Below are 22,305 nucleotides of genomic sequence, written 5' to 3'. Positions count from 1 at the left end.
GAACATGGTCACCCGCCAACTCCCTAAGCCCGCCGAGCTGCTCGAGCTGATGTCGTTCAAGAAGCCGGAGTTCGACGCGAAGAAGCGCCGGCTGAGCGCCGCGCTCACGATCGAGGACCTCCGCGCGATCGCGAAGCGCCGCACGCCGAAGGCCGCCTTCGACTACACCGAGGGCGCCGCGGAGGGCGAGTTGTCGCTGGCCCGGGCGCGGCAGGCGTTCCAGGACATCGAGTTCCACCCGTCGATCCTGCGCGACGTGGCCACGGTCGACACCTCCTGCGAGATCTGGGGCGGACCGTCGGCGATGCCGTTCGGGATCGCGCCGACCGGCTTCACCCGCCTGATGCAGACGGAGGGCGAGGTCGCCGGAGCCGGGGCGGCGGGCGCCGCGGGCATCCCGTTCACCCTCTCGACGCTCGGCACGACCTCCATCGAGGGTGTGAAGGCCGCCAACCCGGCCGGGCGCAATTGGTTCCAGCTCTACGTGATGCGTAACAGGGAGATCTCCTACGAGCTCGTCCGCCGTGCCGCCGCCAACGGTTTCGACACCCTGTTCTTCACCGTCGACACCCCGGTCGCCGGTGCGCGGCTGCGCGACAAGCGCAACGGGTTCTCCATCCCGCCGCAGCTCACCCTCGGCACCATCGTCAACGCCATCCCGCGGCCGTGGTGGTGGTACGACTTCCTGACCACGCCGAAGCTGGAGTTCGCGTCGCTGTCGTCCACCGGCGGCACCGTCGGCGAACTGCTCGACTCAGCGATGGACCCGTCCATCAGCTTCGCCGACCTCGACATCATCCGCAGCATGTGGCCGGGCAAGATCGTCGTCAAGGGCGTCCAGAATGTGGAGGACTCGGTCAAGCTCGTCGACCTCGGCGTGGACGGGATCGTGCTCTCCAACCACGGCGGCCGCCAGCTCGACCGCGCGCCGATCCCCTTCCACCTGCTGCCGAAGGTGGTGGCGGCCGTCGGCGACCGAACCGAGGTCGCCATCGACACCGGAATCATGAACGGCGCCGACATCGTCGCCGCCTACGCGCTCGGCGCGAAGTTCACGCTGATCGGCCGCGCCTACCTGTACGGACTGATGGCGGGCGGCCGCGCGGGCGTCGACCGCACCATCCAGATCCTCGGCGACCAGGTCGTGCGCACCATGAAGCTGCTGGAGGTGCCGACGCTGGCGGACCTCACTCCCGCGCACGTGACGCAGCTTCAGCGGCTGCTGCCGATCCCATCGCCCGGCGCGACGGCGCGCGTCTGACCCGGACTCCAGCGGGTGCTCGGCGCATCCAAAGCTTTTGCCCATACGCTTGCTTCTCGGATACCGTCCCACTTTCTCGAATGGAATGACCTGAATGGCTGCTACGGGCAGAGGCGCGACGACCCCGACGAAGAACGATCGCCGAGCCGAGGCACGCGAGACCGCTCGCCGGATGCGCGAGGAGGCCGCGAAGAAGGCCAAGCGGCGCAAGGTCGTCGTGCAGAGCTCGGTGATCGTCGGCATCATCGCGGTGCTCGCGATCATCGGCGTGGTCATCTTCACGAGCGTCGGGGGGACCAGCAGCGTCGCGAACCCGAAGAACATGCTCAGCGGCGGCATCCTGCTGACCCAGGCCGACAAGGCGGTCACGACGCCGGCTATCGCGCCGGGCGCCAAGCCCACGCCGACGACTCAGACCCTCGACGGCAAGACCGCGCACATCCAGATCTGGCTCGACTACCAGTGCCCCTATTGCGACCAGTTCGAGACCACGAACTCCCCGCAGATGAAGCAGATGATGGCGGACGGCTCTGCGACGCTCGAGATCCATCCGATCGCGATCCTCGACTCCAGCACGAACAACCAGTACTCGACGCGCGCCGCGGCAGCGATGTCGTGCGTGGCGAACTACGAGCCCGACAAGTACTTCGCCCTCAACAGCGTGCTGTTCGCCAACCAGCCGGACGAACAGACCGGCTCGGGCCTGACGAACGCCAAGATGCTGTCCCTCTTCAAGAGCAACGGGGTCAGCTCGTCGGACATCACGAAGTGCGTGAACCAGCAGACGTTCTCGAAGTTCGTCACCGACCGCACGAACGAGGCGGTCGCGAACTCGCAGCTCAAGAACCCGTCGACCGGCAGCTTCGGCACCCCGACCGTGTTCGTGAACGGCGAGCGCTACCAGGGCGGCTTCACCGACGCGTCCCAGTTCGCGGCGTTCGTCAAGGCGGCGGTCAAGGACGCCGGCTCGAGCGGCACGTACAGCTTCCCGAAGTCCTGACCTTCCCCCTCCTGCGGCGCCCGTCGGCGGGTGTACGTTCGGCGCGAACAGGCACGACAGCCGCCGTGCGACGGCCGCCGCAGGAGAGGAGCCGATCATGGACGACCGCATTCCGGAGGACGGCGCCGACGAGCCGGAGATCGGCGACTCCGACGCCGGTGACACCGCGGGCTGGGTGGACCCCCGCGACGGCGAGGTCGACTACGCGCTGGACGACCCGATCGCCGAGGCGGACTTCGCCGACGAGCTGGTCACCAACGACGGCAGCGCCGGCGAGACGGTGTGGCCCGGCCCGGGTGGCGAGCACTTCGGACCGACCGGCGGACAGCCGCGGGAGGCCGAGCCCTACTACGACGAGCACGACCCCGAAAGAAACCCCGACGACGGTGTGCTGACCCAGGAGGACGTGGACGAGGAGGGCATCTAGCCCGGAACGGCCTCCACCACCCCGTTCGCGCTGCGCTCCAGGAAGGCGACGATGTCGCCGGAGGGCAGTTCGGTGCCGATCGCGCTGGCGACCAACACATCCTCCGCGAACGCGATCCAGGAGCGCAGTCCGATCCGCAGCAGCGGGGTGTCCGTCGCGCCGAGCTCCAGGAACACGGCGAGGACGCGTTCGGCCTGCTCGGCCCTGGCCTCCTCGATCACGACGCGCACCTCCTCGTCGCCGCTGGCGACACCGCGGACCAGCGAGTAGAACGTGCCGCTGTACTCCCGCACGAACGCGACGATGCGCGTCAGGGTGTCGTGCAGGCGCTCGCGCGGCGGCAGCGCCGGGACGGGCTCCGTGGCGTGCAGCATGCTGTCGCGTGCGGTGCGGACGACCTCCCGGTGCAGGCCCTGCTTCGACCCGAAGTAGTGGAACAGGAGCGCACGCGACACCCCCGCCCGCGCCGAGAGCTCCTCGATGGTGAGGGTGTCGAGCGGGTGGTCGGCGAGGTGCGCGACCCCGAGGGCGACGAGCTGCGCACGCCGCTCGTCCGGGGTCAGCCGGGTGCGCCGATCGGTGTCCATGCGTCGAGCCTAGGCGCTGCGGAGCCGGTCGAGACATACGCCACGAGGACCGGAACGGTCTTTCGGTCCTCCATTCGGCCGACTATTGACAACCGGTCAATAGCGTCTATTCTCGTCCTGGGAACGACCGCACAGTCGCTGTCAAGCCCCCGAACAGGAGGATCGATGAAGTTCCGCAAGCTCGCCGGCTCCCACGCCGGACGCATCGTGCTCGCCGCCGTGCCCGTCGCGCTGGTCTCCACCGTGCTGATGACCGGCGTCGCCCAGGGGGCCGTCCCCGTCTCGTTCGCCGTCTCCGGCAGCCAGTTCCAGATCAGCGCCTCGAAGCTCGACGGCACCGGCTTCTCGCAGTACGCCGGCGTCGCAGCCGACACCGCGGGCAAGCAGCACCAGGTCGCGATCGCCAACATCAAGTCGGCCACGCTCGCCGACCTGTGCCAGTCGGTCGTCACCGACACCCCGCTCGGCAAGGCGGGCATCCTGATCACCGCGGGCGGCGGCGGGAACCCCGCCAGCGCGTCCGACCTGCAGATCGGGATGACGGACCTCGCCGGCGACGCCGAGTTCCACAACATCCGCATCGGCGTCGACGCCTCGACGGTCAACACGGCCGCCAAGGGCTCCGCCGGCGACTTCGCCCAGGACTCCGACACGGTCACCATCTCGCACCTGCAGCAGACCGCGTGGAGCACGCAGGCCTCGGTCTTCACGCTCACGGGCATGCACGTGCAGCTCACGGACGGGTCGAAGGGATGCTTCTGAGCCCCCACGGGACGAGGCACGCGATGGTCGAGCAGGAGACGGGGATGCCCGAGGACGAGTCCGCCACGTCGGAGGTGTCGGCACTGTTGACGCCGCACGACGATGACGTGGAGCCGGCCGAGTCCGACGACCGCACCGTCCGGCAGCGCTTCCGCGCCTGGCGCCGCCAGCGCCCGTTCGTCGGCGGGGTCCTGACGGCACTCGGCGGGATCGAGATGTTCTTCTCCGGACAGCTCGACATCGGCCGCATCCACATCCAGCTCGGCATCGAGGGGCTGCAGGCGACGATCATCCCGGTCCTGCTCCTGCTGCTCGGCATCCTCGCCATCGCGATGCCCGCGCACCGGATCTTCTACGGCGTGATCGCGCTCGCCATCGCGGTGTACTCGCTCGTCGGCGTCAACCTCGGCGGCTTCTTCATCGGGATGCTGCTGAGCACCGTCGGCGGCGTCCTCACCGTGGCGTGGATGCCGCCGGAGCAGCGCGGCGAGCGCCGTCGCCGTGGCGGTCGTCGCCGGGCGAGCGCAGCCGACGCCGACGAGACCACCCAGGAGAGCACGGAGGAGACCGCGTGAGGGCGCGCAGAGGCCCCGCCGGCAGCCTGCTGGCGGCCGGTCTGGCGCTGGCCGGCGCGCTGGCCGGGATCGGCGCGGCCCCGCTGCCCGCCGACTCGGCGCGGACGGCTGCGCCGGCCTCGCTCTGCATTCCGATCTTCACCTCGTGCGACTCGCCGTCCCCCGCGCCGTCGCCGTCCTCCGGAGCCCCCTCCCCCGTGTCGCCGCTGCCCGGCCTCCCCGGCGCGCCCGGAACGCCCGGCACGCCGTTGACCGGGAGCCCGACACCGACCCCCGCGCCGACGCCTGCTTCGCCGGACGGCGCCGCACCGGTCTTCACCGAGCCTCCGGCGCAGCTCGGCAGCAACTCGCTGTCGTTCACCGGCCTCAAGGGCGTCACCGTCGTGACCGTCCCGCTCGCGGACGGCAGCCATGTGCCGGTGCTCAAGATCTCGGCGGACTCCATCACCATCCAGGGCTTCAGCCTCAACGTCCGCAAGCAGACCGGCCCGGTCCTGCTGACGACCGCGGACACCATGACGCTGAGCGGCAACGTGCAGGTCTACCTCGACTCCGCGACCGCGACCCTCCCGGACGGCACGCCGCTCACGCTCGGCGCCTCGACGCCGCCGCCGAACAACGCCATGCCGGGGCAGCTCCTGCGTGCGACGCTCGGCCTCGTCGGGGCCACCGCCGACTCGATCGTCTACACGAACACCAAGCAGCACCTTTCGGAGTAGGCCCTCAGCGCGCTCTGCGCAGGCGGCGGCGTTCGCGCCGGCTGAGCGCCGCCAGCGCCTCCGCCTCCGCACGCCGGTTCGCCTCGGCCTCGCGCAGGCGGGCGTTGCGGCGCTCGGCCCAGCGCGCGACCGCCTCGTCCGCGTCCCTGGTCGGCGTGACGACGGGAGGGCCGCCCTGGAGCTGCCGCCGGGCGTTCACCACCCGGCGGTTGAAGTCGGCAACGTGCTCGCGCACGGCCCGCTCGGATCCGAGCCGGTCGAGCGTGGCGTCGAACTCGGCGTGCTCGGTGCGCAGCGTGAGCGCGGGCGGCCCGAGCCCGGTGAGCTGCTCGCGCTCGATCTTGCGGCGGATCCACCAGTCGGGGTCATGGGTGCCGGTGAGCCCGGGCAGCGGCTTGCCCGCGCCGGGGAGGTCGTCGAAGTCGCCGCGGCGGATCGCCTGCTGGATCGCGTTCTCGATGACGTGCGCGCGCTGATCCATCGTCGGCTGGCCGACGTTGGCCTCCTCGACCTCCTCGCCGCGCGCCTCGGCCTCGCGACGCAGGCGGTAGCGCGCGGCTTCCACCCGGGCGTCGGGCTCGGAGCGCGGGCTGTCGTCGGCCATGTCGCCAGCCTACGCCGCAGGCCGTGGTCGGACCGCGCCGGGTCGGGTGGCCGGGATCCGCGGCAATCTGCGCAACCCGGTTGACAATCGATAGGGCCCGCATAGTGTGTGCACTAAGCAACCGGATGGCAGGCCGAACCGCATGGGGACGGGCGGCAGTACTGCATTCCCGGTGGGCGATGGCCCGGCCTGTGGCAGGCCGGGCCATCTCCCCGCTTCCCACTCTCGGCGGGAATCCGCTGTTTCAGTGAGGGGTGTCAGAGCGGGCGGATGTTGGAGGCCTGCATCCCCTTCGGACCCTGGGTCAGGTCGTACTCGACCTTCTGGTTCTCCTCGAGCGTCCGGTAGCCCTGCGAGGAGATCTCGCTGAAGTGGGCGAAGACGTCGGCACTGCCGTCATCCGGGGCGATGAACCCGTACCCCTTCTCCGCGTTGAACCATTTGACGGTGCCTGTAGCCATCGTTTCTTCCTTCGTCGTCTTCTCCGAACGCACGAGCGAGCGCACGGCACTGCCAGGCTACTCTCCGACGGCTTGTTAGCATTCATCGCGTGCACTCGGAAATCAACGCTGTCGGCAGCCGGATCGGCGAGAACATCCGTGGACGGCGGGAGGGGCTGCTGTTCACGCTGGAGGAACTGTCCCGGCTGGCGGACCTCCAGGAGCACACGCTCTGGCGGATCGAACGGGGCACGACGATGCCCACGGTGCTGAATCTCGTGCACCTGGCGGCTGTGCTGAAGTGCCGGCCGGGCGACCTGCTGGACGGGGTGTCCGCGGTGCTGGGCGACGAAGCGCGGTAGGCGGTCCGCTCAGTCGTAGCCGAGGATGACGACGTCGGCGTCGCGGCTGCCCGCGCCGAACCCGCCGGTGCCGAACCCACCGGTGCCGAGGGCGCCGCCGAGCCCGAGGGGCGCCCCGGTGTGCGCTCCCTCAGCGGGGTGTACCCGGGCCCGGTCTTCCTCGACGATGGCGGTCATGTCAAGGATGGTAGGCGGGCGGCGGCCCCGCCAGAATCGACACCGCGTCCAATGTTCGGGCGCGGATCGACACGACGTCCATCCGGCCCGGGCTTTCCCACGGGCAGCCTGGAGACCTCGCAGACAGCGACTGTTCCTCCAGAATTTGCCGAAATCGGGTGTTTGCCCCCTTCCTGGGGGTGGTCCCGGCGTGCCACAATCACGGGACCCGCCGCCCGTCGGCGGTGCACCACGGCCCGATCACGTTGACAACGACGCCACGAAGGAGAGCCTCATGACGGATATCATCGCCCCCGCGGCCGTGCGCGCCGCCCTCGACCACGCGGTCGCCGCCGCCGGCGAACGGCATCGCTACGCCTTTCCCGCGGACGGGCTCGTGCGGTTCACCTGGGACGCCGAGGGCACCGAGCGCGGCGACCTGATCGGCGAGGCGCTGCGGGAACTGGCGCCGGACGTCTACCAGCACCTCGCCACCGTCGAGACGGACGACCCCGGCCAGCCGGTCGAGTCGGTGCTCGACCTGGCCGAGCACGGTCTGGCCGTCCCGCTCGCCACCGTGGCCGCGCTCGACGAGGCGCGGGCCATCGAGGACGCGGGTGGCACCTGGGGCGAGGCGCTCGCGTGCTTCCACGAGAGCTACTTCGACTCGGAGGCGCTGGCGGGCTGAGACGCGCCCGCGCCTAGACCCCCGCGCCTACACGAGCGGGTCGTACTGGAACTCGCGGACCTCCTGAGGGCAGCGGCACGCGGTCGCGATCTTCGCCGCCCACTCCAGCGCGGCGTCGCGGGTCGGGAGGTCGAGGATCGTGAAGCCGCCGTCCATCAGCCGGGTCTCGGGGTAGGTCCCGGTCGTCACCGTGCCGTCGGCCGACACCATCACGGTGCCGACGCCCTCGTCGATGCCGCCGCCGAAGACGAACACGCCCGCCTCCTGCGCATCGCGGATGACCGAGTGCGCGGCGTCGGCCACCGCCGGCAACTCCTCCTCGGTGACGTGCATGGCGCCGCTGGGGAACGAGATCATGAATTTCGTCATCGCGGGACTCCCTCGCGGTCGGGGCTACGGCCGCGACTCTACTCGGGGCGCTGTCAGGCGCGCGACTCCCGGGACGCGCGGCGCAGGGTGGTGAAGCAGCCGAGCACGGCGAACAGCAGGGCCAGCAGCACCGAGGGCAGGTAGGACTGCCACATGTCGCCGTTGGTGAAGAGGTTGTCCCCGAACAGTCCCCACACCCGGTCGTCGGTGAGGGCGTCGCCGAGCGGGACCTTCAGGGCGTCCACGAGGTCGATGAAGATGCCGGCGAGCAGCGACAGCACGACGGTCACGGCGACGATCGCGATGATGCCCCAGAAGGCGCCGCGGGTGACGCGCGCCTTCGATCCCGCCCGGTAGAGCCAGACTGCGCCGACCGCCACACCCCAGGTGACGATCGAGGCGATGAAGCCGATGTTCCAGAGCACGGTCCAGACGATGACGCCGGCCGGGATGATGAGGAGCGCGAGTGCGAGGCCGCGGCCGACGCGCTCCGATTGGGTGAACGGTCCCGGTACGGCAACGCCGTCGGGCCAGGCGAAGCCCTCGGGCGTGGTGTAGCCCTCGGGCGCCGTGACGGGCGGGGGTCCGGCCGGAGCGGTCGCGGACGGGTCGGCGCCCTCCGGCGCGGGCTGGATTCGGTCGTCGGTCGCGTCGGTCACGCTGGTCTCCCCCTTCGCACGCCACCGTGGCGCGCGCTGGACAGCCTGGCACAGCGGGCCCGCGGAAGACGATCGCGGGGCGTCCCCCACTTCGGGGTGCGGGACCTCACATCGTCGGCCGCATCCCGCCGTCGATCACCACGTCCGCCCCGGTCAGGTTGCCGAGCACCGGGCTGGCGAGCATCGCCACCAGCGCGCCGACCTCCTCCGGCGTGGTGAACCGGCCGGTGACCATCGCCTGCTCGGCGCCGTGCCGCACCTCCTCCGGGGTGCCACCGCCGGCCGCCGAGACGGTCTGGGCGACGCCGCCGGCGCCCAGCCAGAGCGCGGTGGCGACGGGACCCGGGCTGACGGAGTTCACGCGGATGCCGCGCGGACCGAGCTCCTTCGAGAGCGACTTGGTGAAGCTCAGCAGCGCCGCCTTCGCCGCGCTGTAGTCCATCACCAGCGGGTCGGCGAGGATCGCGTTCTCGCTCACGACGTTGACGACCGCTCCGCCGTCCGGGATCAGGCCGAGCAGCGCCCGGGTGACGCGCACGGCGGCGAGCGCGTTGAGCTCGTAGGTGCGCAGCCAGTCGTCGTCCGTGATGGAGGCGAACCCGCCCGGCCGCGGCGGCGCGGAGCCGACGTTGTTGACCAGGACGTCGATCCGCCCTCCCGGGCTGTCCGCGAGCTGTTCGCTGAAGCGGGCGATCCCGTCCGGGTCGGAGAGGTCGGCGGGGTGGAAGCGGAAGCCGGCCGACGTCTCCAGCGCCCGCGACTCGTCGGTAGGGGTGCGCGCCACGCCGATCACGGTGGCGCCCTCGTCGAGGAGGGCGCGGGCGGCCGCCAGGCCGATGCCGCGACTGGCGCCGGTACGACGGCGAGGGTGTCGTTCAGTCGGAGGTCCACGAGCGAAACGTAGTGGGTTGATGGCGAGCTCGGCCAGGGGTGATGGGAGCAGGGGTGATGAGAGCGGTCACGCTCGACCCGTCGCTCAGCTCGGCGGCATCTCCAGCGTCACCGAGGTGGTCTTCGTCGCGCCGCCGCGCACGTAGGTGACGTCGACCTTCTGCCCGGCCTTCGTCGTCATCACCGTCTGGACGAGGGTGTCCGCGTCGGTGGCCGGCTTGCCGTCGATCTCGGTGATGACGTCGCCCTCCTGCAACCCCGCGGCCGCGGACGGGCCGCCCGGGACGACGGAGATCACGTACAGCCCGTCGCTGACCTTCAGCTTCTCGGCGGCCGCCGGCGGGATCGGCGCGACCGAGATGCCGAAGTACGGGTAGGTCACGTGCCCGGTCGCGATGAGCTGGTCGACGATGCTGTGCGCGAAGTCGGACGGGATGGCGAAGCCGATGCCGACGCTTCCGCCTCCGGACTGGCCCGCCGAGTTGGGGACGGTCGCGATGGCCGAGTTGATGCCGATCAGGTCGCCGGTGCAATCCACCAGGGCGCCCCCGGAGTTGCCGGGGTTGATCGACGCGTCCGTCTGGATGGAGTTCGCCAGGATGGCGGTCTGGCCGTTGTCGCCCGGGACCGGGACGGTGCGCCCGAGCGCGCTGACGATGCCGGAGGTCACCGTCCCGGACAGCCCGAGCGGCGCGCCGAGGGCGACCACCGGCTGGCCGACGACCACCTTCGCCGAGTCTCCCCACGGCACGGTCGGCAGCGACGAGGAGGCGGTGACCTTCAGCACGGCGAGGTCCGACCGCGGATCGCGGCCGACGAGCTGGGCCGGGGAGTCCACCCCGCCGGAGGTGAGGACGGCGATCTTCCCGCCGTTCGCCGCGGCCGCGATCACGTGGTTGTTGGTGACGATGTAGCCGTCGGAGCTGATGATCTCGCCGGTGCCCGTTCCGCCGCCCGCCGAGCCGGCCGCGGAGACCGTGACGACGGCCGGGAGCACCTCGTTGGACACGGTGACGGCGTCGCAGGCACCGGCCTCCTGGGTGCCGGCGCCCGTGCTGTTCGGGGTGGAGGCGGTCGTCGTCGCGGACGAACGCCCGAAGCCCCAGCCCAGGAAGACGCCGGCGGCGAGGGCGACCACGACGGCCAGCACCGCCCACACCCAGCCGAGCCGGCGGCGCGGCCGGGGCGTGCCCGGCGCCGGAGCCGGGGAGGGCGCCGACGGCGCCGGAACGTTCTCAGTCATGTCCTACCCCCAGGTGACGAGGAGCGAGCAGCCCCGTTCTGAGGGTCGGTCTACCACCGGCCGCGCCGGGGTGGCAACACCGCCTGGGAGCTCGGTCAGCGGTCCGGTGACGGCCGCCGGCCGCGCTCTCCCCAGAACTCCGCGAGCCGTTCGGCCGCCGCCGTGCCCTGGTCGTAGCCGGCCTGCGCCGACGCCGGACGACGCGAGAGGTCCATCATGCTGTCGCCGAAGGCGTCGAGGGACGCCTGGTCGGGCACGATCGTCTCGACCGCGCTGCCGGCGGCGCGCAGCTCCTCGATCTGAGCCGAGAGCTGCATCCTCCACTCCAGCGGGTGCCGGGTGCGGCCGCCGAAGGGCGACAGCACCAGGACGCGGTCGAAGCCGGCCGCGAGGTCGGCGTTCTCGTTGCGCCGGTAGCCACCGTCGATGTAGTGCTCGTCGCCGAGGGCGTAGGCGAAGCCGCTGGAGCAGCTCGCCGCCACGGCGTCGGCCAGGGCGACGCCGCTGTCCCGGTCGAAGGTCGCGCCCTCGCCGGTGCGCGCGTCCACGGCGGTGATCACGATGCGCTGCGCCGGCCAGTCCTGGCTGGGCAGGCGGGAGGCCACGGTCGCGCGCCACTGCGCCTGACGCCCGGGGTCGGCGCCGTCGGCGAGCTCGATGGCCCAGGCGCCCATCCGGCGGCGCATGTCGGCGGCGTCGGAGGACTCGGCGATGATGCGGCCCGTGACCTCCAGCTGACCGCCGACGGAGCCGGCGACGCCGCGGGAGACGCCGACGCCGGGCCCAGCGGGAGCGCCGGGTGCGCCGCCGCCGGGCCGCTGCGCAGGCGGCACATCGAGGATGGCGGCGAACAGCTCGCCGGGCGGCGCGCCCGTGATCTGGGCGGCGGCCGTCGATCCGGCCGAGGTGCCGACGATCAGGTCGGCGCGGGTGACGTCCACCCCGCCGTCGAGGAGGCCGGCGATCACGCCGAGCTCCCAGGCGTTGCCGGAGGATCCGCCGCCGTGCAGGACGAGCGCGCGGGAGGGAGAAGTGTGTGCGTCCATGGGAGTCGCCTTTCGCGAAGATGCCTTCGGGCGCTCCCGGCGCCGGCTACCGGCGGCGCGCGATCGTGTACTGCAGGGGAGCACCCACTACGGATACTGCGTTCATGGGTCTCACCTCCTGCGTCCGGATCACGATCGGGAGAACGTTAGCACGAGGGTGGTACTCCCCGGGCCTGGTTCCGCGGCGGCGGCCGACGCAGGATGGAGGGCGTGAACGCCACCACTGCCAGCACCCCACTCGTCCCGGCCACCGCTCTCGTGACGGGAGCCACCAGCGGAATCGGGAAGGAGATCGCCCGCCGGCTCGCCGCGCAGGGCTGGAACGTCCTGCTCGGCGCCCGCGACCGCGAGCGCGGCGAGCAGGCCGCCGCCGAGGTCGGCGGCGCCGTCCTCCCCCTCGACGTCACCGACGCCGACAGCGTCGCCGCGGCCGCCGCGGCCGTGCCGACCCTGGACGGGCTGATCAACAACGCCGGCATCTCACTCGACATCGCGGACGTCGTCACCGAGGTGGACGTGGACGTCTTCCGGCGCACCTACGAGACGAACGTGTTCGGCGTGGTCGCCGTCACGAACGCGTTCCTCCCCGCGCTGCGGACCTCCGCGCATCCCCGGATCGTCAACATCTCCAGCGGCACCGGCTCGCTCACCTGGAGCACCGGGCCGAACCCGCAGTTCGACCACGTCGCCGCCTCGTCCGGCCGCGGCGCCGCCTACCGGTCCTCGAAAGCCGCGCTCGACGGTCTGACCATCTTCTACGCGCACGCCCTGGCGGAGGACGGCGTGAAGGTCAACGCGCTGGCGCCGGGCCTGCGCGCCACCAACCTGAATCCGCGCGCCGCCGCCGCGGGCGGGGATCCGGCCGAGGCGGCCGAGGCCGCCGTCCGGCTCGCGACGCTGCCCGACGACGGGCCGAGCGGTCTGCTGTTCTCGTGGGACGGCACCGTCGCGCCCTGGTGAGAGCGCCTCGCGCCCGCGTCCTCAGCGCACGTCGTACTGGGACCGCCCGAACAGCGCCACCCATTCCGCGTACGTGTGGTCGTGGCCGATCGGGCACCAGCACCGGACGCTGATCGTGCGGCTGTCGCCGGAGCCTTCGATCGTCTCGACGTGCGCGACGGGCGCGGGCCTCCTGATGGGGGTAATCGTTGCACCCATGATCGTTTTCCTGTCTCGTTCGGCTTCCCCCACCTCACGAAAAAGCGTAGGTCGGCGACCTGTGACGGACGCCCGGGATCAGCGAACTCGAAGCCTGACCGCCGCCCCAATTCTCGGGTAGACGGAGGGGCATAGCCTCGGGCGGGCGACGTCCCGTAGCATCCACACCATCACCCGTCCGCCGACCGAGACGAGTCCGTCATGGAAACGCGCACCATCCGCACACCCGGAGCCGAGATCGTCTACGACGTCGCCGACGCGGAGGCCGGCGAGGGAGGGCATCCGCCGCTCGTCATGATCGGCCAGCCGATGGACGCGAGCGGATTCCGCGCCCTGGCGTCCCACCTCCCCGACCGCGTCGTGGTCACCTACGACCCGCGCGGCCTCGGCCGGAGCACCCGCAGCGACGGCGAGGTGACCAACACGCCCACCACCCAGGCCGAGGACGTCCACGCGGTCATCGAGGCGCTCGGCGCCGGGCCGGTCGACCTGTTCGCGAGCAGCGGGGGTGCCGTGACCGCACTCGCACTGGTGGCCGCCCATCCGGAGGACGTGCGCACCCTCGTCGCCCACGAGCCGCCGCTGCCGGGCGTGCTGCCGGACGCGGAGGCCGCCGAGCGCGGTCTCGACGCGGTGCACGCCGCCTACGACGCCCACGGCTTCGGGGCGGGCATGGCCGCGTTCATCATGATGACGTCGTGGCGCGGGGAGTTCACCGACGACTACTTCGCCCTCCCCGCACCGGACCCCGCGATGTTCGGGATGCCCGCCGCCGACGACGGCTCCCGCGACGACCCCCTCCTCTCGCAACGCTCGGTGGCGATCACCGGCTACCGCCCCGACATCGAGGCGCTGAAGGCCGCGCCCACCCGCATCGTCGTCGCCGTCGGCGAGGAGTCGGAGGGCATCTTCACCGGCCGCACCTCCGCCGCCGTCGCATCGCTGCTGGGCACGGAGCCGGTCGTCTTCCCGAGCCACCACGGCGGCTTCGCGGCCGAGGACTCCGGCTACCCGGGCAAGCCCCGGGAGTTCGCCGCTCGGCTCCGCGAGGTCCTCGACGCGTCCTGAGGAGGCAGATCGGCATGAGCACCCTCATCCTGTTGCGCCACGCCAAGTCGGACTGGTCGGGGACCGTCCCGGACATCGACCGCCCGCTGGCCGACCGCGGACGGAGGCAGGCTCCCCTCGCCGGACGCTGGCTCGCCGCCCACGCCGATCCGATCGGGCTGGCCCTGGTCTCCCCCGCGCGACGCGCACGCGAGACCTGGGAACTCGTCTCCGCCCAGCTCGCGGCGGCGCCTCCCGCGCGGTTCGACGACCGGGTGTACGCGGCGTCCGCCGACGCGCTCCTCGATGTCGTGCGCGACGTGCCGGACGACGTCGGCACGGTGATCCTGGTCGGCCACAATCCCGGGATGGAGGAGCTGGCCTCGCTTCTCGCCGAGACGACCTGGTGATGGGGACCGCCGGCCTGGCCGTGCTGGGCGTGCAGGGACCGTGGTCCGAGCTCGACGCGACTTCCGCGACCCTCCGCGACGCGGGGCGCTCGGACGGCCGCCACCTGAAATGAGGCGCCCCTGGACTGATCAGCATTGACCGGGCGGTCAATCAATTCTAAAATCGAACATGACCCCCAGATCGGGAGCCGACTGACGAAAGGATGTTGGTGTCGATGAAGAAGTGGACTCGCTGGCAGGACTGGGTGGCCGTCGCCGCCGGTCTCTACGTCGCACTGTCGACGATCTGGACCGCCCACACGGGCGCGTCCCTGCCGATCATGCTCGTCCTGGGTGTGCTGCTGGTCGCGGCCGGAGTGTGGAGCCTGGCGATGCCGGGCCTCGTCTCCATGGAGTGGATCCACGTCGCTCTCGGCGCCCTGCTCATCATCTCGCCGTGGGTGGGGAACTACGCCACCAACGCCGCAGCGGCCTGGACCTCCTGGATCGCGGGGATCGTCGCGCTGGCCGTCGGCCTCCTGGCCGTCCAGCCGGCGATGAAGATGCACCACCCGCAGGCGACGCACTAGAACGAACCACCCGCGAGGGGCCGGTCACCGGCCCCTCGCACCGTATCGAAAGGGCATGGAATGGTGGAAGAGGCGACGGAGGCTCGGACCCGAATCCTCGACGCGGCCGAGACCCTCTTCGCCGAACGCGGTTTCGACGCGACCCCGACCTCCGCCATCGCCGCGGCGGCGGCCGTCCCCAAGGGCCTGCTGTTCTACTACTTCCCCACCAAGAAGGACATCCTCGGCTCGCTGGTCGACGAACGCCTCGGGCCGGGCACCATCGACCCGGACCCGCTGATCGTGCCGGGCAACCCGGTCCGCTCCCTGTTGAATCTGAGCCAGAAGCTGTTCCGGGTGCAGGCGGACTCCGCCGTGCTGCGCGTGATCGTCTGGCGCGAGCAGCACTCGCACCCGGAGGTGAAGGCCAACCTGGCCGAGCACCGGCGCGCGCTGTACGCGACGATCGAGAAGGTTCTCGCCGGGAGCCTGCACATCCCCGTCGGCGGCAGGCGACTCCGCGCCGCGGCGCTCGCGTGGGGTGCGATCGTCACGACGCCCCCGCTCACGGACGGGCCGGGAGAGGGCGGGGCGGCCGAGGGCGATACCGCGGACCTCGTCGTGGACCCTCGTCAAGACCTCGCCGCCCTCGCCGAGCTGGTGTGCGCGGGGTTGCAGCACGGGTCCGACTGAGATGAGACCGCTTCGCTACGCCATCAACGTCACGCTCGACGGCTGTGTCCACCACGAGGCGGGCCTCCCTCCCGACGAGGAGTCGATGCGGTTCTGGACCGCCGAGCTGGAGCGGGCCGACGCCCTCCTCTTCGGCCGGGTCACCTACGGGATGATGGAGGCCGCGTGGCGCCGGCCTGCCACCGGCGTCTGGCCCGAGTGGATGGACGCTTCTCAGCTCCCGTTCGCGGAAGCCATCGACACCGCGAAGAAGCACGTCGTGTCGAGCACCCTGAGCGGGGTCGACTGGAACGCCGAGCTGCTGCGCGGAGACCTCCGCCAGGCGGTCGAACGGCTCAGGAAGGAGCCGGGCGAGGGCCTGTTCGTCGGCGGGGTGACGCTCCCGCTCGCCCTGGCGGACCTGGGCCTGATCGACGAATACGTCTTCGTGGTGCAGCCGGTGCTCGCCGGACACGGCCCGACGCTGCTCGCCGGGCTGCGCGAGCGGATCCGGCTCGAGCTCGTGGAACGCGCGGAGTTCCGGTCGGGGGTGATGGCGCTACGATTCCGGCCGACGGCTGAGCATCATGCTGTCGTGGGCGGGGCGTCTCCCTCCTGATCGGGATCGGGCTGGAAGCGGTACCCCATCCCCGGCTCGGTGAGGATGAACCGCGGCCGAGCCGGATCCGGTTCGAGCTTCTTCCGGAGCTGGGCGATGTAGAAGCGGATGTAGCCGGAGTCGCTGATGTGCTGCGGGCCGCGGATCTCGGTCAGGATCGTGCGCTGGGTGACCAGCTTGCGCGGGTTGCGCAGCAGCAGCTCCAGCACCTGCCACTCCGTGGGAGTCAGTCGCACCGGTCTGTCCTGGTCGCCGTCGCGGGTGAGGACGATCTTGTTGCCGAGATCGACGGTGACCCTCCCGAACTGCACCACCGGGGTCTCGACCGCACCGGCCACCCGGCGGGTGAGCGCCCGGATCCGCGCCAGCAGCTCGTCGGCCGAGAACGGCTTCGCGACGTAGTCGTCGGCGCCGGCGTCCAGCGCGCCCACCTTGTCCGCCGCGTCGGTCCGCCCGGACACGACGAGGATGGGCACGGTGTTCCAGCCGCGGATCGCCTTGATGACCTCAACGCCGCTGAGTTGGGGCATGCCGAGGTCGAGGATCAGCAGGTCGGGGTGCTCGTTGACGACGAGGCTCAGGGCCGCCTTGCCGTTCGGGGCCAGGGCGACCTCGTACCCGTGGGCTCCCAGCATGATCCGGAGCGCTCCGAGCATCTGCGGGTCGTCGTCCGCCACGACGATCTTCATCGTCACACGTCCTTCACGGGCTCAGCCGCCGAGCCGTCGTCGGCGGGACTCTGCGAGCGGTCCACCAGGTTCTCCTGGTCGACGGGGAGGGCGAGCACCATGGTGAGGCCGCCGGCCGGCGTGTCATCCGCGACGAGCGTTCCGCCCATTCCTTCGACGAACCCTTTCGTCAGAGCGAGGCCGAGACCGATGCCGGCGCTGTTGTCCGTGTCCCCCATCCGCTGGAACGGGTGGAAGATCTCCTCCTTGCGGTCGTCCGGCACGCCGGGACCGTGGTCGGCGATGCGCACTTCGACCTGTCCGCCGAACGTGCTCGCGCTGAGCCGCGGCGGCTGCCCGACGGGGGAATAGCGCAGCGCGTTGCTGAGCAGGTTGACGATGGCACGGCGCAGCAGCACGGGATCGGCGGTGACCGACGGCAGGTCCTCCGGCAGGTCGATCGTGACCTCGCCCGGCCCGACCAGCAGTTCGTCGAGGACCGGCGGCAGCAGGTCCTCGAGGTCGACCGGTTGCAACGAGACGGCGAGGACGCCGGCCTGCACGCGGCTGACATCGAGGAGGTTGGTCAGCAGGTCGGCGAGGTTGCGCAGGCTGACCTCCGCGGTGTCCAGGAGCTCGACTTTGTCCCGGCTGGAGAGCCGGCTGCCGGCCGTCCGCAGGCTCGTCACCGCGGCCGTCGCGGCCGCCAGCGGGCGCCGCAGGTCATGGCCGACGGCGGCGAGCAGCGCGGTGCGGACGCGGTCGGTGGCCTCCAGAGGCCCGACCTCCTGGGCCGCGGTGCTGAGGTCGGCGTGTTCCAGTGCCGCGTCGAGCTGAGCCACGATGACCGAGAGCAGCCGCCGGTCACCGGCCTGCAGGTCGTCGCCGAACAGCTCCAGGCTTCCGCGCTCCCCCACCGGGACACGGGTCGGGACGGCGTCGGCGGGGATCTCGCCGTCGACGTTCATGACGGTGCCGTCGTCCGCGATGAACCGGACCGCCTTCAGCCCGAACGCTTCGCGCGTCCGCGAGACCAGGGACTGCACGGCGTCTCCCCCGCGGATGACGCTGCCCGCGATGGTGACGAGCAACTCGGACTCCGCCGACGCTCGGGCGGCGCTGCGGGTTCGTCGCGCCGACTGATCCACGACCACGCTCACCAGCACCGCGATGACGATGTAGAGGGCGAGTGCGAGCAGGTGGGTCGGCTGGCCGATCGTCAGCGTGTTGTAGGGGCTGACGAAGACGAAGTCGAGAGTGAGCCCGGACAGCACGGCGGCGAACAGGGCCGGCCAGATGCCACCGACCAGGGCGACGACGACCACCAGCAGCTGGTAACTCAGCGTCTCGGCGGTGAGCGAGTCGGGGCTGCGGATCGGCAGCAGAGCCAGGGTCAGCAGGGGGCCGGCGATCAATGCCAGCGCGAACCCGTAGACCCGCCGCCGGATGCTGAGGGCACCCGTGCGCCGGAACTTGGGCAGGTTGCGCCCGCCGGCGGCGGCATGCGAGACGATGTGCACATCGATGTCACCGGACGCCCGGATCACCGTGGAGCCCACTCCCGAACCGGTCAGGAACGCGGTGAGCCGGTTGCGCCGGGAGACGCCGATCACGAGCTGCGTCGCGTTGCTGGCCTTCGCGAAGGCGACGAGCGCCTCCGGGATGTCGGTGCCGACGACCTGGTGATACGTGCCGCCGAGCTCTTCGACCAGTTTGCGCTGGGCGGCCAGGGCGGCCGGGTCGGTCTCGCGGAGGCCGTCCTGGCTCGCGACGTGCACGGCCAGCAGCTCGCCGCTCCCCGAGCGCGCCGCCACCCGGGCGCCGCGACGGAGGAGAGTTTCGCCCTCGGGGCCGCCCGTGAGGGCGACGACGACGCGCTCGCGCGCCTCCCACTTCTCCTGGATGCCGTGCTCGGCGCGGTACCGCTGCAGCGCCTGGTCGACCTCGTCGGCCAGCCAGACCAGCGTCAGCTCGCGCAGCGCGGTGAGGTTGCCGAGCCGGAAGTAGTTGGAGAGCGCGGCGTCGATGCGGGCGGCCGGATACACCTGGCCCTCGGCGAGGCGGTCGCGCAGGGACTGCGGGGTGAGGTCGACCACCTCGATCTGGTCGGCGCTGCGGACGATGGAGTCCGGGATCGTCTCGCGTTGCGGGACGCCGGTGATCTGCTCCACCACATCGTTGAGCGACTCGATGTGCTGGACGTTGACCGTCGAGATGACGTCGATCCCGGCCGCGAGGAGCTGCTCGACGTCCTGCCATCGTTTCGCGTTCGCGGAGCCGGGGGCGTTGGTGTGCGCGAGCTCGTCGACCAGAGCGAGGGCCGGCTTGCGGGCGATGACGGCGTCCACATCCATCTCGGTCAGGGTGATGCCGCGATGCTCTACCGTGCGGCGCGGCACCACCTCGAGGCCGTCCAGCAGCGCGGCCGTCGCCTCGCGTTCGTGGGTCTCCACCACGGCGACGACGACATCCTTGCCCAGATCGTGCAGGCGATGCCCTTCCTCGAGCATCATGTAGGTCTTGCCGACCCCGGGTGCTGCGCCGAGCAGCACCCGGAGCCGGCCTCGAACTGCCATCCGTCTGACCCTCTACTTGTTGCCGCTGGGGTCCATCGCCGTCAGAGCGATGTTCAGCTGCAGGACGTTGACGGTGGGCTCGCCGAGATAGCCGAGGTCGCGCTGCTGGGTGTGGCTGTCCACCAGTTTGCGAACCGCGTCGGCGCTGATCCCGCGAGCCTTCGCCACCGCGTCCACCTGCAGCAGGGCGTAGGCGGGCGAGATGTGCGGGTCCAGGCCCGACCCGGACGCCGTGACCGCGTCAGCCGGGACCTGGCTCGCGCTCACACCGTCGGTCTTCTCGATGGTCTGCTTGCGCTGCTGCACTGCCTTCAGCAGGTCGGGGCTGTTCGGGCCGTAGTTGCTGCCGCTGGAGGAGCCTCCGTCGTAGCCGTTCCCGGCCGCGGAGGGCCGGGACTGGAACCACTGCGGAAGCGGGTTGCCCTTCTTGTCGGTGAAGGACTGCCCGATCAGGGCCGACCCGGTGACCTTCCCTCCGGAGCTGATGGTCGAGCCGTTGGACTGGTTCGGGAAGGCGAGCTGGCCGATCCCCGTGATGACCAGGGGGTAGGCGATCCCCACCACCACGGTGATGATGAGCAGTGCCCGCAGGCCGACCCAGTACTGGCGCCCGGTTCCGCGTGCCGAAGCATTCATGATGAGTTCCGTTCTGGTTTCTTAGAATCCGGGGATCAGGGCGATCACGAGATCGATGAGTTTGATGCCGATGAAGGGGGCGATGATGCCGCCGAGGCCGTAGATCAGCAGGTTGCTGCGCAGCAACAGCGAGGCCGAAGTGGCGCGGTAGCGAACGCCGCGCAGCGCGAGCGGGATCAGGATGACGATGATGATCGCGTTGAAGATCACCGCCGACAGGATCGCCGAGGACGGCGAGTGCAGCTGCATGATGTTGATCGCCTGCAGGCCGGGGAACACCCCGACGAACATCGCGGGGATGATCGCGAAGTACTTCGCGACGTCGTTGGCGATCGAGAACGTCGTCAGTGCGCCGCGGGTGATCAGGAGCTGCTTGCCGATCCGGACGATGTCGATCAGCTTGGTCGGATCGGAGTCGAGGTCGACCATGTTGCCGGCCTCCTTCGCCGCCGACGTGCCGGTGTTCATCGCCACCCCGACGTCCGCCTGCGCGAGCGCGGGAGCGTCGTTGGTGCCGTCACCGGTCATCGCGACCAGGTTGCCGCCCTGCTGCTCCTTGCGGATCAGCGCGAGCTTGTCCTCGGGTGTCGCCTCTGCCAGGAAGTCGTCGACACCCGCCTCGGCGGCGATCGCCCGCGCCGTCACCGGGTTGTCGCCGGTGATCATCACCGTACGGATCCCCATCCGGCGCATGTCGGCGAACCGCTCGGTCAGGCCGGTCTTGACGATGTCCTTCAAGTAGATGACACCGAGGATCGTCGCCTCGCCCGTCGCCGACTTGGTCGCGACCGCGAGCGGGGTGCCGCCGGCCTCGGAGATGCGCAGCACCTTCTCGTCCAGGTCGCTGAGGATCGAGGACGGCACCGGGGCCGACTCCTGCGCCCACGCCACCACCATGGACGCGGCGCCCTTGCGGACCTGCGACCCGTCGGCGAAGTCGACGCCGCTCATCCGGGTCTGCGCCGTGAACGGCACGACCTCGCCGGCCAGGTCTCCCTCGTGCGTGTAGCCGAGCTCCGAGGCGAGGGTCACCACGGAGGAGCCCTCGGGAGTGGGGTCGCTCAGGGACGCCAGCGCGGCGGCCTTCACCAGGTCGGCCTGCTGCACGCCAGCCACCGCGGTGAACTCCGCAGCCTGCCGGTTGCCGTAGGTGATGGTGCCGGTCTTGTCCAGCAGCAGGGTCGTCACGTCGCCGGCCGCCTCGACCGCGCGTCCAGACATCGCCAGGACGTTGTGCTGCACCAGCCGGTCCATGCCGGCGATGCCGATCGCGGAGAGCAGGGCGCCGATCGTGGTCGGGATCAGACACACGAGCAGCGCGACGAGGACGGTGACGCTCGGCGCGGCGTTCGCGAACCCGGCGGTGGGGCCGAGGACGAGCACGACGACGACGAAGATGATCGTCAGCGCGGCCAGGAGGATGTTCAGGGCGATCTCGTTGGGCGTCTTCTGCCGGGCCGCGCCCTCCACGAGCTTGATCATCCGGTCGACGAAGGTCTCGCCGGGCTTGCTCGTGATGCGCACGACGATGCGGTCGGAGAGCACCCGGGTGCCTCCGGTGACGGCGCTGCGGTCGCCTCCGGACTCGCGGACCACCGGCGCGGACTCGCCCGTGATGGCCGACTCGTCGACCGAGGCGATCCCCCAGATGATGTCCCCGTCGCCGGGGATGAGCTCCCCGGCGGTGACGATGACGACATCGCCGAGCGTGAGATCGCCCGAGGCGACCTGCGTGACCGCGGCAGCCGTCGCGGCGGCGTCGTTCTTCTCGTCGTAACCGGTCACCCGGTTCGCCACAGTGGTGGTCCGCGTCTTGCGCAGGCTGGCCGCCTGCGCCTTCCCGCGCCCCTCTGCCACCGACTCGGCCAGCGTGGCGAAGAGCACGGTCAGCCACAGCCAGACGGCGATCGCCCAGGTGAAGGCGATGGTCGTCACCGTCCCTCCGGACTTCTGCTGGCCGAGGAACGGCTCGGCGATCGCCAGGATCGTCGTCAGGGCCGCGCCGATCTCCACGATGAACATGACCGGGTTGTGCCACATGTCGCGCGGGTCGAGCTTGCGGAACGCGCCGGGGAGGCCGGCGATGAGCTGCCGGGCGTTGAAGGCGCCCTGCGGCGCCCTCTCGCCGTGCTCCTGGTGGTGCTGTCCGCGAGGGTCAGCGGTGTTGGTGAGTGTCGACATG

At 71.1% G+C, this 22,305-nt stretch carries 28 protein-coding genes; 14 read left to right on the top strand and 14 right to left on the bottom strand.

All coding sequences use genetic code 11. The features are described 5' to 3' along the window. Window positions 1-4 precede the first annotated feature (4 nt). From ABIA36_RS11650 to ABIA36_RS11640, 3 genes are all read left to right on the top strand, one after another. Entirely contained in the window at window positions 5-1,261 is a 1,257-nt protein-coding gene (locus ABIA36_RS11650) for an alpha-hydroxy-acid oxidizing protein (protein ID WP_369962539.1), read from the top strand. Window positions 1,262-1,355: 94 nt separating this feature from the next. Beyond that, window positions 1,356-2,261, top strand: coding sequence for a DsbA family protein (locus tag ABIA36_RS11645; RefSeq protein ID WP_369962537.1), 906 nt, complete (start codon window positions 1,356-1,358; stop codon window positions 2,259-2,261). 97 nt (window positions 2,262-2,358) lie between these two features. Then, window positions 2,359-2,688: a hypothetical protein gene (locus ABIA36_RS11640; protein ID WP_369962536.1), complete on the top strand. Its 330-nt coding sequence runs from the start codon at window positions 2,359-2,361 to the stop codon at window positions 2,686-2,688. On the opposite strand, the gene ABIA36_RS11635 is transcribed toward ABIA36_RS11640, so the two are convergent. Continuing rightward, complete coding sequence (locus ABIA36_RS11635) at window positions 2,685-3,275, bottom strand: TetR/AcrR family transcriptional regulator (protein WP_369962534.1); 591 nt, start codon at window positions 3,273-3,275, stop codon at window positions 2,685-2,687. The genes ABIA36_RS11640 and ABIA36_RS11635 overlap by 4 nt on opposite strands. Window positions 3,276-3,440: 165 nt before the next feature. Here ABIA36_RS11635 and ABIA36_RS11630 point away from each other — a divergent pair, with 165 nt between their 5' ends. Genes ABIA36_RS11630 through ABIA36_RS11620 form a run of 3 tightly spaced genes read left to right on the top strand, consistent with a single transcriptional unit; the run spans window position 3,441 to window position 5,331 of the window. After that, window positions 3,441-4,037, top strand: a complete 597-nt coding sequence (locus ABIA36_RS11630) for a DUF6230 family protein (protein WP_369962532.1) — start codon at window positions 3,441-3,443, stop codon at window positions 4,035-4,037. A 23-nt stretch (window positions 4,038-4,060) separates the two neighbouring features. Further along, window positions 4,061-4,612 carry a DUF6114 domain-containing protein gene (locus ABIA36_RS11625; RefSeq protein WP_369962531.1) on the top strand — a complete coding sequence of 184 codons (552 nt, stop codon included), beginning with the start codon at window positions 4,061-4,063 and terminating at the stop codon, window positions 4,610-4,612. Then, window positions 4,609-5,331 carry a hypothetical protein gene (locus ABIA36_RS11620; protein ID WP_369962530.1) on the top strand — a complete coding sequence of 241 codons (723 nt, stop codon included), beginning with the start codon at window positions 4,609-4,611 and terminating at the stop codon, window positions 5,329-5,331. Before ABIA36_RS11625 ends, ABIA36_RS11620 begins: the two co-directional genes overlap by 4 nt. 4 nt (window positions 5,332-5,335) lie before the next feature. Here ABIA36_RS11620 and ABIA36_RS11615 read toward each other — a convergent pair whose 3' ends face one another. Both ABIA36_RS11615 and ABIA36_RS11610 read right to left on the bottom strand, forming a co-directional pair. Continuing rightward, complete coding sequence (locus ABIA36_RS11615; RefSeq protein WP_369962529.1) at window positions 5,336-5,935, bottom strand: DUF1992 domain-containing protein; 600 nt, start codon at window positions 5,933-5,935, stop codon at window positions 5,336-5,338. A gap of 257 nt (window positions 5,936-6,192) precedes the next feature. Continuing rightward, complete coding sequence (locus ABIA36_RS11610; RefSeq protein ID WP_179605267.1) at window positions 6,193-6,396, bottom strand: cold-shock protein; 204 nt, start codon at window positions 6,394-6,396, stop codon at window positions 6,193-6,195. Window positions 6,397-6,485: 89 nt separating this feature from the next. Here ABIA36_RS11610 and ABIA36_RS11605 point away from each other — a divergent pair, with 89 nt between their 5' ends. After that, entirely contained in the window at window positions 6,486-6,737 is a 252-nt protein-coding gene (locus ABIA36_RS11605; RefSeq protein WP_369962527.1) for a helix-turn-helix domain-containing protein, read from the top strand. 9 nt (window positions 6,738-6,746) lie between these two features. Here ABIA36_RS11605 and ABIA36_RS11600 read toward each other — a convergent pair whose 3' ends face one another. Then, a complete protein-coding gene (locus tag ABIA36_RS11600; protein WP_369962526.1) occupies window positions 6,747-6,914 on the bottom strand; it encodes a hypothetical protein in 168 nt (55 codons plus the stop codon). A 274-nt stretch (window positions 6,915-7,188) separates the two neighbouring features. Here ABIA36_RS11600 and ABIA36_RS11595 point away from each other — a divergent pair, with 274 nt between their 5' ends. Then, window positions 7,189-7,581: a hypothetical protein gene (locus ABIA36_RS11595; RefSeq protein ID WP_369962525.1), complete on the top strand. Its 393-nt coding sequence runs from the start codon at window positions 7,189-7,191 to the stop codon at window positions 7,579-7,581. A gap of 27 nt (window positions 7,582-7,608) precedes the next feature. On the opposite strand, the gene ABIA36_RS11590 is transcribed toward ABIA36_RS11595, so the two are convergent. The 5 genes from ABIA36_RS11590 to ABIA36_RS11570 all read right to left on the bottom strand — a co-directional run bounded on the left by ABIA36_RS11590 (window position 7,609) and on the right by ABIA36_RS11570 (window position 11,789). After that, window positions 7,609-7,950 carry a YciI family protein gene (locus ABIA36_RS11590; protein WP_369962524.1) on the bottom strand — a complete coding sequence of 114 codons (342 nt, stop codon included), beginning with the start codon at window positions 7,948-7,950 and terminating at the stop codon, window positions 7,609-7,611. Between the two features lie 53 nt (window positions 7,951-8,003). Next, window positions 8,004-8,609: a hypothetical protein gene (locus tag ABIA36_RS11585; protein WP_369962523.1), complete on the bottom strand. Its 606-nt coding sequence runs from the start codon at window positions 8,607-8,609 to the stop codon at window positions 8,004-8,006. Window positions 8,610-8,715: 106 nt separating this feature from the next. Next, complete coding sequence (locus tag ABIA36_RS11580) at window positions 8,716-9,441, bottom strand: SDR family NAD(P)-dependent oxidoreductase (protein ID WP_369963739.1); 726 nt, start codon at window positions 9,439-9,441, stop codon at window positions 8,716-8,718. A 144-nt stretch (window positions 9,442-9,585) separates the two neighbouring features. Continuing rightward, window positions 9,586-10,743 carry a S1C family serine protease gene (locus tag ABIA36_RS11575; RefSeq protein WP_369962522.1) on the bottom strand — a complete coding sequence of 386 codons (1,158 nt, stop codon included), beginning with the start codon at window positions 10,741-10,743 and terminating at the stop codon, window positions 9,586-9,588. A 95-nt stretch (window positions 10,744-10,838) separates the two neighbouring features. Next, the gene (locus ABIA36_RS11570; RefSeq protein WP_369962521.1) at window positions 10,839-11,789 is read right to left on the bottom strand and encodes a patatin-like phospholipase family protein; all 951 of its coding nucleotides are present in this window, start codon (window positions 11,787-11,789) and stop codon (window positions 10,839-10,841) included. Window positions 11,790-11,999: 210 nt separating this feature from the next. Between ABIA36_RS11570 and ABIA36_RS11565 the strand changes: the two genes are divergently transcribed. Continuing rightward, window positions 12,000-12,749, top strand: a complete 750-nt coding sequence (locus ABIA36_RS11565; RefSeq protein WP_369962520.1) for an SDR family NAD(P)-dependent oxidoreductase — start codon at window positions 12,000-12,002, stop codon at window positions 12,747-12,749. A gap of 21 nt (window positions 12,750-12,770) precedes the next feature. Here ABIA36_RS11565 and ABIA36_RS11560 read toward each other — a convergent pair whose 3' ends face one another. After that, window positions 12,771-12,947 (bottom strand): hypothetical protein, encoded by a 177-nt coding sequence (locus tag ABIA36_RS11560; protein ID WP_369962519.1) that lies wholly within the window; start codon window positions 12,945-12,947, stop codon window positions 12,771-12,773. A gap of 201 nt (window positions 12,948-13,148) precedes the next feature. Here ABIA36_RS11560 and ABIA36_RS11555 point away from each other — a divergent pair, with 201 nt between their 5' ends. The 5 genes from ABIA36_RS11555 (at window position 13,149) to ABIA36_RS11535 (ending at window position 16,243) form a co-directional block, all read left to right on the top strand. After that, window positions 13,149-14,015 carry an alpha/beta fold hydrolase gene (locus ABIA36_RS11555; RefSeq protein WP_369962517.1) on the top strand — a complete coding sequence of 289 codons (867 nt, stop codon included), beginning with the start codon at window positions 13,149-13,151 and terminating at the stop codon, window positions 14,013-14,015. Between the two features lie 14 nt (window positions 14,016-14,029). Continuing rightward, complete coding sequence (locus ABIA36_RS11550; protein ID WP_369962516.1) at window positions 14,030-14,404, top strand: histidine phosphatase family protein; 375 nt, start codon at window positions 14,030-14,032, stop codon at window positions 14,402-14,404. Window positions 14,405-14,619: 215 nt separating this feature from the next. Continuing rightward, window positions 14,620-14,973, top strand: a complete 354-nt coding sequence (locus ABIA36_RS11545) for an SPW repeat protein (protein WP_369962515.1) — start codon at window positions 14,620-14,622, stop codon at window positions 14,971-14,973. A gap of 60 nt (window positions 14,974-15,033) precedes the next feature. Further along, the gene (locus ABIA36_RS11540) at window positions 15,034-15,645 is read left to right on the top strand and encodes a TetR/AcrR family transcriptional regulator (RefSeq protein WP_369962514.1); all 612 of its coding nucleotides are present in this window, start codon (window positions 15,034-15,036) and stop codon (window positions 15,643-15,645) included. A 1-nt stretch (window position 15,646) separates the two neighbouring features. Then, window positions 15,647-16,243, top strand: coding sequence for a dihydrofolate reductase family protein (locus ABIA36_RS11535; RefSeq protein ID WP_369962513.1), 597 nt, complete (start codon window positions 15,647-15,649; stop codon window positions 16,241-16,243). Here the strand turns inward: ABIA36_RS11535 and ABIA36_RS11530 are convergent. The 4 genes from ABIA36_RS11530 to kdpB are packed head-to-tail and all read right to left on the bottom strand — an operon-like array spanning window position 16,210 to window position 22,304. Continuing rightward, on the bottom strand, window positions 16,210-16,932 hold the full coding sequence (locus tag ABIA36_RS11530; protein WP_369962512.1) for a response regulator: 723 nt from the start codon (window positions 16,930-16,932) through the stop codon (window positions 16,210-16,212). The two genes, ABIA36_RS11535 and ABIA36_RS11530, sit on opposite strands and share 34 nt — an antisense overlap. A gap of 2 nt (window positions 16,933-16,934) precedes the next feature. Continuing rightward, on the bottom strand, window positions 16,935-19,487 hold the full coding sequence (locus ABIA36_RS11525; RefSeq protein ID WP_369962511.1) for a DUF4118 domain-containing protein: 2,553 nt from the start codon (window positions 19,485-19,487) through the stop codon (window positions 16,935-16,937). A 12-nt stretch (window positions 19,488-19,499) separates the two neighbouring features. Beyond that, on the bottom strand, window positions 19,500-20,123 hold the full coding sequence (gene kdpC / locus ABIA36_RS11520) for a potassium-transporting ATPase subunit KdpC (RefSeq protein WP_369962510.1): 624 nt from the start codon (window positions 20,121-20,123) through the stop codon (window positions 19,500-19,502). Window positions 20,124-20,144: 21 nt separating this feature from the next. Next, entirely contained in the window at window positions 20,145-22,304 is a 2,160-nt protein-coding gene (gene kdpB / locus ABIA36_RS11515; protein ID WP_369962509.1) for a potassium-transporting ATPase subunit KdpB, read from the bottom strand. Between the last annotated feature and the right edge of the window lies 1 nt (window position 22,305).

Source organism: Leifsonia sp. EB34 (genome assembly GCF_041260585.1).
GTDB lineage: Bacteria > Actinomycetota > Actinomycetes > Actinomycetales > Microbacteriaceae > Leifsonia.
The sequence above is the reverse complement of the archived record's forward strand: the minus strand, read 5'-3'. Positions and strand labels throughout refer to the sequence as shown.

Excerpts from the sequence above, each read along its gene's own strand:
- ABIA36_RS11650 (WP_369962539.1), top strand. The coding sequence starts at position 5 with ATGGTCACCCGCCAACTCCCTAAGCCCGCCGAGCTGCTCGAGCTGATG.
- ABIA36_RS11645 (WP_369962537.1), top strand. The coding sequence starts at position 1,356 with ATGGCTGCTACGGGCAGAGGCGCGACGACCCCGACGAAGAACGATCGC.
- ABIA36_RS11640 (WP_369962536.1), top strand. The coding sequence starts at position 2,359 with ATGGACGACCGCATTCCGGAGGACGGCGCCGACGAGCCGGAGATCGGC.
- ABIA36_RS11635 (WP_369962534.1), bottom strand. The coding sequence starts at position 3,275 with ATGGACACCGATCGGCGCACCCGGCTGACCCCGGACGAGCGGCGTGCG.
- ABIA36_RS11630 (WP_369962532.1), top strand. The coding sequence starts at position 3,441 with ATGAAGTTCCGCAAGCTCGCCGGCTCCCACGCCGGACGCATCGTGCTC.
- ABIA36_RS11625 (WP_369962531.1), top strand. The coding sequence starts at position 4,061 with ATGGTCGAGCAGGAGACGGGGATGCCCGAGGACGAGTCCGCCACGTCG.
- ABIA36_RS11615 (WP_369962529.1), bottom strand. The coding sequence starts at position 5,935 with ATGGCCGACGACAGCCCGCGCTCCGAGCCCGACGCCCGGGTGGAAGCC.
- ABIA36_RS11610 (WP_179605267.1), bottom strand. The coding sequence starts at position 6,396 with ATGGCTACAGGCACCGTCAAATGGTTCAACGCGGAGAAGGGGTACGGG.
- ABIA36_RS11600 (WP_369962526.1), bottom strand. The coding sequence starts at position 6,914 with ATGACCGCCATCGTCGAGGAAGACCGGGCCCGGGTACACCCCGCTGAG.
- ABIA36_RS11595 (WP_369962525.1), top strand. The coding sequence starts at position 7,189 with ATGACGGATATCATCGCCCCCGCGGCCGTGCGCGCCGCCCTCGACCAC.
- ABIA36_RS11590 (WP_369962524.1), bottom strand. The coding sequence starts at position 7,950 with ATGACGAAATTCATGATCTCGTTCCCCAGCGGCGCCATGCACGTCACC.
- ABIA36_RS11575 (WP_369962522.1), bottom strand. The coding sequence starts at position 10,743 with ATGACTGAGAACGTTCCGGCGCCGTCGGCGCCCTCCCCGGCTCCGGCG.
- ABIA36_RS11570 (WP_369962521.1), bottom strand. The coding sequence starts at position 11,789 with ATGGACGCACACACTTCTCCCTCCCGCGCGCTCGTCCTGCACGGCGGC.
- ABIA36_RS11560 (WP_369962519.1), bottom strand. The coding sequence starts at position 12,947 with ATGGGTGCAACGATTACCCCCATCAGGAGGCCCGCGCCCGTCGCGCAC.
- ABIA36_RS11555 (WP_369962517.1), top strand. The coding sequence starts at position 13,149 with ATGGAAACGCGCACCATCCGCACACCCGGAGCCGAGATCGTCTACGAC.
- ABIA36_RS11550 (WP_369962516.1), top strand. The coding sequence starts at position 14,030 with ATGAGCACCCTCATCCTGTTGCGCCACGCCAAGTCGGACTGGTCGGGG.
- ABIA36_RS11545 (WP_369962515.1), top strand. The coding sequence starts at position 14,620 with ATGAAGAAGTGGACTCGCTGGCAGGACTGGGTGGCCGTCGCCGCCGGT.
- ABIA36_RS11540 (WP_369962514.1), top strand. The coding sequence starts at position 15,034 with ATGGTGGAAGAGGCGACGGAGGCTCGGACCCGAATCCTCGACGCGGCC.
- ABIA36_RS11535 (WP_369962513.1), top strand. The coding sequence starts at position 15,647 with ATGAGACCGCTTCGCTACGCCATCAACGTCACGCTCGACGGCTGTGTC.
- ABIA36_RS11530 (WP_369962512.1), bottom strand. The coding sequence starts at position 16,932 with ATGAAGATCGTCGTGGCGGACGACGACCCGCAGATGCTCGGAGCGCTC.
- ABIA36_RS11525 (WP_369962511.1), bottom strand. The coding sequence starts at position 19,487 with ATGGCAGTTCGAGGCCGGCTCCGGGTGCTGCTCGGCGCAGCACCCGGG.
- kdpC (WP_369962510.1), bottom strand. The coding sequence starts at position 20,123 with ATGAATGCTTCGGCACGCGGAACCGGGCGCCAGTACTGGGTCGGCCTG.
- kdpB (WP_369962509.1), bottom strand. The coding sequence starts at position 22,304 with ATGTCGACACTCACCAACACCGCTGACCCTCGCGGACAGCACCACCAG.